Origin of the sequence: Streptomyces sp. NRRL WC-3549, from assembly GCF_000721935.1 — a bacterium.
In the GTDB taxonomy this organism is placed as follows: domain Bacteria; phylum Actinomycetota; class Actinomycetes; order Streptomycetales; family Streptomycetaceae; genus Streptomyces.
On record NZ_KL585418.1, the window covers coordinates 127,809 to 137,567 of the forward strand.

Genomic DNA, 9,759 nt, shown 5'->3' on the forward strand with positions numbered 1-9,759 from the left:
CACCGGGCTGTCCAGCGTCGTCTGGTACGTGATGGCCCGCTCCGACACCACCGACGCGCAGGAGGCCTTCCGCTGGCTGACGGGCAGCCTCAACGGCCGTTCCTGGAACCAGATGTGGCCGCTGCTCATCGCCCTCGCCGTCCTCCTGCCCCTCACCGCCCTCGCCGCCCGCGCCCTGGGCCCCCTCCAGCTCGGCGACGACGCCGCCGCCGGACTCGGTGCCCGCGTCGAGCCCGGGCGGCTGGCGCTGCTCGGCTGCGCGGTCGCCCTCGCGGGCGTCGCCACCGCGGCGGCCGGACCCGTCGGCTTCGTGGCGTTCGTCTCCGCGCCGATCGCCCGCCGCCTGGTACCGGGCCGGGGCGCGGCCCTGGTGCACTCGGCGCTGACCGGGGCGCTGCTCGTCCTGGTCGCCGACTTCGCCGCCCAGCACCTGCTGCCCTCGGTCCAGCTGCCGGTGGGCGTGGTCACCAGCATCATCGGCGCCCCCTACCTGCTGCTGCTCCTGGCCCGCGCCAACCGCGTGGGCGCCGGAGGCTGACATGGCGACCCCGTACACCGACGACACCGACAAGGAAAGGCGTGGCCCGGTCGTGGCTGAGCACACTCTTCAAGCCCGGGACGTCCGGCTCGGCTACGGCGACCGGGAGATCGTCACCGGCCTGGACGTGAGCATCCCGCCGGGACAGGTGACCGTCATCGTCGGCCCCAACGCCTGCGGGAAGTCCACCCTCCTGCGGGCGATGGCCCGGCTGCTGCCGCCCAGCGGGGGCGCCGTGCTGCTGGACGGCCGGAGCATCCAGGAGATGCCGACGAAGGAGGTCGCCGCCGTCCTCGGCATCCTCCCGCAGAGCCCCTCGGCCCCCGAGGGCATCACCGTCTCCGACCTGGTCGGCCGCGGCCGGTATCCGCACCAGGGATGGTTCCGGCGGTGGACCGCCGAGGACGACGAGGCGGTCGCGCACGCGCTGCTCTCCACCGACGTCCTCGAACTGGCCGACCGCCCGGTGGACGAGCTGTCCGGCGGGCAGCGCCAGCGGGTGTGGATCGCCATGGCGCTGTCGCAGCGCACCGACATACTCCTGCTGGACGAGCCGACGACGTTCCTGGACGTCAGCCACCAGCTGGACGTCCTCGACCTGCTCACCGACCTCAACCGGGAGCGCGGCGTCACGATGGTCGCCGTCCTGCACGACCTGAACCTGGCCTGCCGGTACGCCGACCACATGATCGCCATGAAGGCCGGCCGGATCGTCGCGGAGGGCCGGCCCCGCGACATCGTGACCGAGGAACTGGTCGGCGAGGTGTTCGGGATGCGGTGCACCGTGCTGGAGGACCCGGCGTCGGCCACCCCGATGGTGGTGCCGCTCGGCCGCCACCACGTCGGGGGAGCGGCTGCCTGAGTCCGACTGCGGGGTACCCCGTGGCATCGTTGTCTTTAGGTGAGGCTAACCTAAGGGTATGAACGATTCCGTCTCCAGCGCCCCCCGCGCCCGGCGCCCCCGCCGCACCCCCGTCCTCATGGCCGGTGCCGTCGCCGCCCTGCTCGTGGGGCTGACCGCGTGCGGCTCCTCGGACGACTCCGACAGCTCCGCGTCCGCCTCCTCCCCGGGCGGCTCGTCGGACGGTGCCTTCCCCGCGAAGGTCGCGACGAAGTTCGGAGAGGTCACCGTCGACAAGGCCCCCAAGCGCATCGTCGCGCTCGGCTGGGGCGACGAGCGACTGGCTGGCCTTCGGCGGCGAGGGCGTCGGTCCGTGGGCCAAGGGCATGTACGACAAGAGCCCCGAGATCATCGGCACGATGGAGCCCGAGTACGAGAAGATCGCGGCCCTCCAGCCGGACCTGATCCTCGACACCAAGTCCAGCGGCGACAAGACGCGGTACGACACCCTGAGCAAGATCGCCCCGACTGTGGGCGTGCCCAAGGGCGGCGACCAGTACATGATCTCCTGGGAGAAGCAGACCGAGATGATCTCGGCCGCCCTGGGCGTCAAGGACAAGGGCGACCAGCTGATCGCGGACACCGAGGCAAAGTTCGAGGACGCCGCGAAGGCGCACCCCGAGTTCAAGGGCAGCACGATCGCGCTGGGCTCGCGCACCTCAGAGGGCTACGGCGCCTACGTCTCCGGCACCGGGCGCATGGACTTCGTCGAGCGCCTCGGCTTCAAGAACAGCCCGGCCATCCAGGCCAAGGCCGGCGAGGGCTTCTCCATCTCCATATCCAAGGAGAACCTGGACCTCCTCGACGCCGACCTGACGGTGATGTCGCCCATCGGCATCCCGGCCACCGACATCAGCAACGACCCGCTGTACAAGGCGGTCCCGTCCGTGAAGGCCGGCCACTCCCTCGTCTTCGACGACGAGGGCCTCAGCCAGGCGTTCGCCACCGACTCGGTGCTGTCGACGGTGTACGCGCTGGACAAGGTGGTCCCGCTCTTCGCGGAGAAGATGAAGTAGGCGCACCGGGCACCGGTCGAGAAGGGCGGCACACACGTGCCGCCCTTTTTCCGTACCCGTGCTGTACCCGCTGGTTCACCCTGCCCGCCGATGACGACGCGGTGCGCGAGGCGGGGCTCCCGTCGACGCGCCGTCCTGGGAAGCAGGTGCGGCCGGAGCCGACACGACCAAGCAGAATGACAGAAGGCCACGTGGGGCCCGCAGGGCGAGGGCCGGCCGTGGGCGGCAGCCGGCGGATCTCCGCTAGCGGGTGGCGGCGCTGACGAAGGCGGTCCAGGCGGCAGGGGGGACGGTGAGGACGGGGCCGTCGGTGGTCTTGGAGTCGCGGATATGTACCGCGCGGGGGTGCGCGGCGACCTCGACGCAGTTGCCGCCCTGGTCGCTGCTGTGGGTGGACTTGTGCCAGTGGTAGGCGACTTCGAGGCAGGCGCCGCCTTCGCTACCGCTGTAGCTCGACTTGAACCAACTGAGCAGTGTGCCGTGTGCCTCGCGCGTCATAACTCTCCCAGCAGGTCGTCCAGTAGGCGCATGCTCTCCTCGGGGGAGAGCGCCTGCGAACGAAGCATCCCATATTTCTGTTGCAGCACGCAGACCTCGTCCAGGTCATCGATCAGAAAGCTGACCCGCTGCCCTTCCACATAGGCCAACTGATCGTGATCAGGTGTCTCCAGCAGAACCATCGGTCCATCGAGTGCGGCGTGTGCTTCCCGATCTGTGGCCATGATCTGCAATCCCAGGAAAGGAAGTTCGGCACAACGCCGTAGATGCTTGATCTGCTCGCGCAGGACACGGCGTCCACCGATAGGCCGACGGAGGACGCTTTCCTCGATCAGGAAGCTGGCCATCGGCCGGGGTTTACGATCGAGCGTCTTCTGGCGGTCAAGCCGCGCTGCAACCCGCTCCTCCAGCTCATCCTCCTCCAAAGGCGGGTAGAGGCTGACGAATACGGCACGGGCGTACTCCTCGGTCTGGAGGAGCCCGGGAAGCACCTGATTCTCGTACCAGAGCAGCGTCACCGCTTCCTGCTCGTACTCCACGAAGTCCTGCACGAACGCCGGGAACCGCTCCTTCTGCGGCACCTTCGCCACCGCGACCCGCAACACGCCCTTGGTGTCCAGCAGTTCGTCCAGCAGCGCCGCGAAGTCCGCCTGGAGCGGGCGGCGGCCCTGTTCGATCGAGGCGATCGTGTCCTCGCCCACGCAGCACCGGTCGGCCAGGGCCGCCTGTGTCAGCCCGGCCGTCTTGCGGAAGGTGGCGAGCTGGGCGCCGATCACGTGCCAGGACGTGACCCGCTTGTTCTTCTTCTTCGCCGAGTACATGAAGTGCCTCTCCCCGTGCGCGACTCCGGCCGACCCGTCAGCGGTCGTACGGAAGCGCCGTACGACCTGACGCGCTGGATCACTCTAGTCACTTTCTGTGACAGTCGTCCTGTGAACGAGACAACCCAACTCACCCGCTTCCGCGAGGCCTTTTACCGCCGTGAGCGCAGGTCGATCCCCCTCGTACGGCAGTTCGTCCGGGCGGCGCTGCTCGACTGGGCGTGCGGGGTGCCCGTCGACGACGTACTGCTCTGAGTGACCGAACTCGCCACCAACGCGCTGGTGCACGGCGTGCCGCCCGGTCGGGGCTTCAAGGTCGAGATCACCTGGGAGGAGAGCCTGCGCATCGAGGTCCATGACAGCGGGGGCGGCCGGATCCGCCCGGCCGCGGACCTGGTCCCCGACGCGGAGGGCGGGCGGGGCCTCGTGGGGGAGCGGGACCCCGGGAAGATCGTGTGGTGCGAGTTTGCCGCTTCGGCAAGCAAGTTTGTCGAATCGGGGTCGCGGGCGCACTCTCTGCCGTAGACGGAGGTGTTTCGCATGAGCGATTCGATCGACAGAGATCAGCGGTACGACGTCGTGGTCATCGGCGGCGGGGCGGCCGGGCTGAGCGGGGCGCTCGCGCTCTCCCGGGCCCGGCGTTCGGTGCTCGTCATCGACGCGGGAAGCCCCCGCAACGCGCCCGCGTCCCACGCGCACAACTACCTGGGCCGCGAGGGTGTTCCGCCCCTGGAGCTGCTGGCCACCGGCCGGGCCGAGGCCGCCGGTTACGGGGCGGAGATCGTGAAGGGCGACGCCGTGGCGGCCGAGAAGCTGCCGGGCGGCGGGTTCCGGGTCGTACAGGAGGACGGGTCCGCCGTCGAGGCGCGCCGGCTGCTGGTCACCACGGGACTCGTGGACGAGCTCCCGCCGGTACCCGGTGTGGCCGAGCGCTGGGGCCGCGACGTGCTGCACTGCCCGTACTGCCACGGCTGGGAGGTCAGGAACCGCCCCGTCGGCATCCTGGCGGCCGGCCCGATGGCCGTGCACCAGGCGTTGCTGTGGCGGCAGTGGACCGACGACGTGGCGCTGTTCCGGCACACCGCGTCCGACTTCACCGACGAGGAGTACGAGCAGCTTGCCGCCCGGTCCGTCGCCGTGGTGGACGGCGAGGTGGCCGCACTGGAGGTGACCGGCGACCGGCTCACCGGGGTCCGGCTGGCCGGTGGCGCCGTGATCCCGCGCGAGGCGGTCGTGGTCCAGCCCCGCTTCACGGCGCGGTCCGGGGTCCTGGAGACCCTCGGCCTCGCTCCCACCACCATGGAGGTGGCCGGGCAGGCCGTGGGCTCGTACATCGCCGCCGACCCCGCCGGGGCCACCGAGGTCCCCGGGGTATGGGTGGCGGGCAACGTCGCCAACCCCATGGAACAGGTGATCGGCTCGGCGGCCGCAGGTCTGAAGGCGGCGTCCGCGATCAACATGGACCTCGTCACCGAGGACACCCGGCGCGCGGTCGAGGCCCGCCGCACCCCCGCCGTCCCGGACTTCTCGGCCGAAATGGAACGCCAGGTCACCGAGCGCGTGCTCGGGGACCGCCGACACGGACTTCAGGAGATGTGATGACCGACGACGACGCCACCACCCCGGCCCCCACCGACGCCGAGCTGTGGGACGACCGGTACCGCGAGAGCGACCGGATCTGGAGCGGCAACCCCAACACCGTGCTGGTACGGGAGGTGGAGGGCCTGAAGCCGGGGCGCGCCCTGGACCTCGGCTGCGGCGAGGGCGCCGACGCGGTATGGCTGGCGCGGTGGGGCTGGAAGGTCACCGCCACGGACATCTCCCGGGTCGCGCTGGAGCGCGCGGCCGTCCACGCGGCGGAGGCCGGGGTGGCCGACCGCGTCGACTGGCAGTGGCACGACCTGGGGGCGACCTTCCCCGAGGGGGAGTTCGACCTGGTCTCGGCCCAGTTCCTGCACTCCATGGGTGATCTGCCGCGCGAGGCGATCCTGCACCGGGCGGCCCGGGCCGTCGCCCCGGGTGGCGTACTCCTCGTCGTCGGACACGCCGGCTTCCCGCACTGGGAGCAGAACCCCGACCCGTCCGTCCGCTTCCCGACGCCCGACGAGGTGCTGGCCTCCCTCGAACTGCCGGACGGCGCCTGGGAGGTCCTGCTCAGCGGCGAGCACGAGCGCGTCCAGAACGACCCGGACGGCAACCCCACCACCCGCACGGACAACGCGCTGAAGGTCCGCCGCACGGCGTGACCCGGCTGGGTGGCCGCTCGTTACGGAAGCGTACTTCTCAGAAGTACGCTTCCGTAACTGAGCGTAAGTGGTGACGTCTCATGGCTGTCCAGCCGCCCCGCACCTTCGCCAAGCCATCGGACATGTTCGATCGCGACTGGGAGTGGAGCGAACTCACCGCGTTCGCCGCCGATGCGGGGCGCGAGGCGACCCTGGCCGTCGTGTCGGGCAGACGCAGACAGGGCAAATCATTCCTGCTCGACTCGCTCGCCCGTGCCGCCGGTGGCTTCTACTTCTGCGCGTACGAGGCGACCGAGGCGGAGTCCCTGCGCCGTTTCGGTGAAGAGCTGGGCGACTACACCGGTGCTGCCGCGCCGCTGCGGTTCGACCGGTGGGAGAGCGGCATCGACGCACTGCTGGCCTTGGGCCGGGAGAGGCCCCTGCCGGTGGTGATCGACGAGTTCCCCTACCTGGCCCGCTCCACCCCCTCGCTCCCCTCCGTCGTGCAGGTCGCCTACGGCCCCCGCAGGCCGGAGCGGCTGGAGTCGCGGACGCGGTTGCTGCTGTGCGGCAGCTCCCTCGGATTCATGGGCGGGCTGCTCAGCGGCACCTCACCGCTGCGGGGAAGGGCGAGCCTGGAACTCGTCGTGCATCCCCTGGATTTCCGGCAGGCCGCCGCGTTCTGGGGGATCGAGGACCCGCGCCTCGCGCTGCTCGTCCACAGTGTGGTGGGCGGTACTCCCGCCTACCGCCGCGAGTTCGTCCGCGAGGACGTCCCGTCCGGGCCGGCCGACTTCGACGCCTGGGTGTGCCGGACCGCGCTGTCGCCACGGTCACCGCTCTACCGTGAGGCGAGGTATCTGCTGGCCGACGAATCGGACCTGCGGGACCGTGCGCTCTACCACTCCGTGCTCGCGGCGCTCGCCTCGGGGAACGCCACGGCCGGCGGGATCGCCGGCTGCCTCGGACGGCCCGCCGGTGACCTGACGCATCCGCTCACGGTGTTGCAGGACTGCGGCCTGGTGCGGCGCGAGGTGGACGCGTTCCGGAGGAACCGCAGCGTCTACCGCGTCGGTGAGCCGTTGATCGCCTTCGATCACGTGGTGTCCAGGACCACCCGGGCACTGCTGGACCGAGGACTCGCCGAACAGGTGTGGGAAAGCTCCCGGGAACGGTTCCGCTCAGCCGTCGTCGGCCCGCACTTCGAACAGCTCTGCCGGGAGTGGGTGTCGCACTTCGCCTCCCCGGAGACGTTCGGCGGAATGCCGATCGACGTCTCCTACGGGACGGTCGCCGATCCCGCGTCACGTAGCAGCCACGAGGTCGACGTGGTGGTCAGGGGGGCCGCCGGTCAGGACAACGGTGTGCTGCTGTCCCTCGGCGAGGCGAAGTGGGACCAGGTCATGGGCGAGAAGCACCTCGACCGTCTGCGGCACATCGAGAGGCTGCTCGCCGCACGAGACATCGACACCACCGCGGTGCGGCTCGCCTGCTACAGCGGAGCCGGCTTCACCGAAGGGCTGCGCAGGGCCGAGGCGGCGGGAGACGTCGTCCTGGTCGATCTGCGGCGGCTGTACCAGGGGGACTGACGGGGCTGACCGCAGGCGGGTACGCCGAGCGCCCGCTCCCTGCCCTTGAGGGGGCGGGGCCGGGCGCTCGGCGTCGTGCGGGGGATCAGGCCTGCGGGGCTGCCTTGATCGCGGAGATGTCGAAGTTCAGCTTGACCTTGTCGCCGACCAGTACACCGCCGGTCTCCAGGGCCGCGTTGTACGTCAGGCCCCAGTCGGAGCGCAGGATCTCGGCGCCGCCCTCGAAGCCGACGCGCTGGTTGCCGTACGGGTCGGTCGCGGAGCCGTTGAACTCCAGGTCGATGGAGAGCGGGCGCGTGACGTCCTTGATCGTGAGGTCACCGGTGATCCGGTACGTGTCCCCGCCGAGCTGCTCGGCCTTGGTGGAACGGAACGTCATCAGGGGGAACGTCTCGGCGTCGAAGAAGTCGCCGCTCACCAGGTGGCCGTCACGGTCGGCGATGCCGGTGTCGACGCTGGCGATCTTGACGTCGATGGAGGCGGCGGAGCGGGAGGGGTCGGAGCCGTCCAGCTTCAGCGTGCCCTCGTGCTCACCGAAGGAGCCGCGCACATTGGTGACCATCGCGTGGCGCACGGTGAAGCCGATGCTGCTGTGCGCCGGGTCGATCGTGTAGTCGCCGGTCAGGGCGGCCAGCGCCGGGTCCACGGCGAGGGTGGCGGTGGTGGACGGGGCGTCGTTGTTCTTGCGGTTGAACAGAGCCATGGCTCCTCCTCGGGGGACGTGTGCAGACGAGCGGCGGTCGAAGCTCTTGTTTAAGCTTCAACGAGTTCGACTGTAGACCTGTTTTGTTCAAAATTCAACATCCCTCCTCGGTCGATTCCGGTGCGGCGCTCCCGCGGTCGCATCGGCGGCCACCGCCCTCTGGCGGACGCGCGTAGAACCGGGCAGGATCTCCCCTGTCCGACCCGTGCGGGCCGGTAGTGCACTTCCCTCGAATTGTCATGAGCAGGAGGAAACCTCCCCATGCTGAATCCCCCCATGCCGTCCCGTCCGAGCCTCCGTTCGGCCCTGACCGCCCTCGCCCTGGTCCTCGGAGTCCTCTTCGCGCCCGGCGTCGGCGTCCTCGGTCTCGGCGGTACGACCGAGGCCCACGCCGTCACCAAGCTGACCCACTCCCAGGCCACCTCCCGCTTCAGCTCCTCGGGCGTCACCTGGTCCTCGTCGGGCGGCTGTTCCAACCGCAACGTCTCGACCTGCACCTCCTTCGACCAGCTCAACCTGCCGACCGCCCAGGGCGCCCAGACGCTCAAGAGCGCCACGGGCTGCGCGCTCAACATCACCGGCGGCACCGAGACCGGGCACGCGAGCGGCACCTACTCGCACTGGAACGGCTACAAGCTCGACTTCGGCAAGAGCACCTGCCTGACCAACTACATCAAGAGCGCGTTCACCTACATCGGCCTGCGCGGCGACGGCGCGGCCCAGTACCGGTCCGCCTCCGGCAACGTCTACGCGGACGAGGGCAACCACTGGGACGTGACGTACTACAACTGCGGCGGCTGCTGACCCCGCACACACGCGTGCCCCCGGCCGGCGGGCGGATTCCGGGGGCCGGGGGCACGGTGGCGTACGGCGCGGGCGCGCCGCTCAGGGGCAGAGCGCGGGCAGCGTGCCGGCGCCGAAGAGGCCCGCCCGGTCGACGGCGATCCGGCCCTCCTTCACCACCGCGAGGACGTGGTCCGGCTCGCCCAGGGAGGCGATGTCGGTCAGCGGGTCGACGTCCGTGACCACCAGGTCGGCGGCCTTGCCCGCCTCCAGGGTGCCGGTGACCTCGTCCACCCCGCACAGCCGGGCGGCATCGCCGGTCCCGGCCACGATCGCCTCCATGGGGGTGAGTCCGGCGATGTCCACCAGCAGCGCCAGCTCCTTGAGGTTGTGGCCGTGGCCGACGGCCAGCCCGCTGTCGGTGCCCATCGCGATCCGGACCCCCGCGGCCACCGACCGGGCCACCGACTCCTGGGCGGTCCGGTGCCAGCGCACCCCCTTCTCGTACGCGGAGGGCGAGGTGCGTGCCGGGTCCAGGTCCTGGGTCGTCTCCAGCAGCGTCGGCACCAGGTACTGGCCGCGCTCCACCATCTCCGCCCGCAGCTCCTCGTCCAGGGCGTACCCGTGCTCGATGCTGGTGACGCCCGAACGGACGGCGGCCTCGATACCTGTCTCTTATACACAT

At 70.5% G+C, this 9,759-nt stretch carries 10 protein-coding genes and 2 pseudogenes; 8 read left to right on the forward strand and 4 right to left on the reverse strand.

The features are described from left to right. From IH13_RS0124135 to IH13_RS38270, 3 genes and pseudogenes are all read left to right on the forward strand, one after another. Window positions 1-538: FecCD family ABC transporter permease (locus tag IH13_RS0124135; RefSeq protein ID WP_031087770.1), on the forward strand; the 538-nt coding region annotated here is incomplete at its 5' end. Between the two features lies 1 nt (window position 539). Beyond that, window positions 540-1,400: an ABC transporter ATP-binding protein gene (locus tag IH13_RS0124140; RefSeq protein ID WP_031087772.1), complete on the forward strand. Its 861-nt coding sequence runs from the start codon at window positions 540-542 to the stop codon at window positions 1,398-1,400. Between the two features lie 58 nt (window positions 1,401-1,458). Beyond that, window positions 1,459-2,455, forward strand: a pseudogene (locus IH13_RS38270) (iron-siderophore ABC transporter substrate-binding protein). A gap of 243 nt (window positions 2,456-2,698) precedes the next feature. On the opposite strand, the gene IH13_RS0124150 reads toward IH13_RS38270, so the two are convergent. Then, window positions 2,699-2,953 carry a DUF397 domain-containing protein gene (locus IH13_RS0124150; protein WP_031087774.1) on the reverse strand — a complete coding sequence of 85 codons (255 nt, stop codon included), beginning with the start codon at window positions 2,951-2,953 and terminating at the stop codon, window positions 2,699-2,701. Continuing rightward, the gene (locus IH13_RS0124155) at window positions 2,950-3,774 is read right to left on the reverse strand and encodes a helix-turn-helix domain-containing protein (protein WP_031087776.1); all 825 of its coding nucleotides are present in this window, start codon (window positions 3,772-3,774) and stop codon (window positions 2,950-2,952) included. Before IH13_RS0124155 ends, IH13_RS0124150 begins: the two co-directional genes overlap by 4 nt. A gap of 111 nt (window positions 3,775-3,885) precedes the next feature. Here IH13_RS0124155 and IH13_RS38275 point away from each other — a divergent pair. From IH13_RS38275 to IH13_RS0124175, 4 genes and pseudogenes are all read left to right on the forward strand, one after another. Beyond that, window positions 3,886-4,299 (forward strand): annotated as a pseudogene (locus IH13_RS38275) (ATP-binding protein). Between the two features lie 15 nt (window positions 4,300-4,314). Then, window positions 4,315-5,373, forward strand: a complete 1,059-nt coding sequence (locus tag IH13_RS0124165) for an NAD(P)/FAD-dependent oxidoreductase (RefSeq protein WP_031087778.1) — start codon at window positions 4,315-4,317, stop codon at window positions 5,371-5,373. Continuing rightward, a complete protein-coding gene (locus IH13_RS0124170) occupies window positions 5,373-6,020 on the forward strand; it encodes an SAM-dependent methyltransferase (protein ID WP_031087780.1) in 648 nt (215 codons plus the stop codon). Before IH13_RS0124165 ends, IH13_RS0124170 begins: the two co-directional genes overlap by 1 nt. Window positions 6,021-6,100: 80 nt before the next feature. Further along, a complete protein-coding gene (locus tag IH13_RS0124175; RefSeq protein WP_031087782.1) occupies window positions 6,101-7,588 on the forward strand; it encodes an AAA family ATPase in 1,488 nt (495 codons plus the stop codon). Window positions 7,589-7,673: 85 nt separating this feature from the next. On the opposite strand, the gene IH13_RS0124180 is transcribed toward IH13_RS0124175, so the two are convergent. Beyond that, window positions 7,674-8,291, reverse strand: a complete 618-nt coding sequence (locus tag IH13_RS0124180; RefSeq protein WP_031087785.1) for a YceI family protein — start codon at window positions 8,289-8,291, stop codon at window positions 7,674-7,676. Between the two features lie 276 nt (window positions 8,292-8,567). Between IH13_RS0124180 and IH13_RS0124185 the strand changes: the two genes are divergently transcribed. Continuing rightward, entirely contained in the window at window positions 8,568-9,095 is a 528-nt protein-coding gene (locus tag IH13_RS0124185) for a hypothetical protein (protein ID WP_031087787.1), read from the forward strand. An 81-nt stretch (window positions 9,096-9,176) separates the two neighbouring features. Here the strand turns inward: IH13_RS0124185 and IH13_RS0124190 are convergent, their stop codons facing one another. After that, window positions 9,177-9,740, reverse strand: a complete 564-nt coding sequence (locus tag IH13_RS0124190; protein ID WP_267883877.1) for an amidohydrolase family protein — start codon at window positions 9,738-9,740, stop codon at window positions 9,177-9,179. Window positions 9,741-9,759: the final 19 nt, after the last annotated feature.

Bases quoted from the DNA above. Each gene is read 5' to 3' on its own strand.
- IH13_RS0124140 (WP_031087772.1), top strand. From the start codon at position 540: ATGGCGACCCCGTACACCGACGACACCGACAAGGAAAGGCGTGGCCCG.
- IH13_RS0124150 (WP_031087774.1), bottom strand. From the start codon at position 2,953: ATGACGCGCGAGGCACACGGCACACTGCTCAGTTGGTTCAAGTCGAGC.
- IH13_RS0124155 (WP_031087776.1), bottom strand. From the start codon at position 3,774: ATGTACTCGGCGAAGAAGAAGAACAAGCGGGTCACGTCCTGGCACGTG.
- IH13_RS0124165 (WP_031087778.1), top strand. From the start codon at position 4,315: ATGAGCGATTCGATCGACAGAGATCAGCGGTACGACGTCGTGGTCATC.
- IH13_RS0124170 (WP_031087780.1), top strand. From the start codon at position 5,373: ATGACCGACGACGACGCCACCACCCCGGCCCCCACCGACGCCGAGCTG.
- IH13_RS0124175 (WP_031087782.1), top strand. From the start codon at position 6,101: ATGGCTGTCCAGCCGCCCCGCACCTTCGCCAAGCCATCGGACATGTTC.
- IH13_RS0124180 (WP_031087785.1), bottom strand. From the start codon at position 8,291: ATGGCTCTGTTCAACCGCAAGAACAACGACGCCCCGTCCACCACCGCC.
- IH13_RS0124185 (WP_031087787.1), top strand. From the start codon at position 8,568: ATGCCGTCCCGTCCGAGCCTCCGTTCGGCCCTGACCGCCCTCGCCCTG.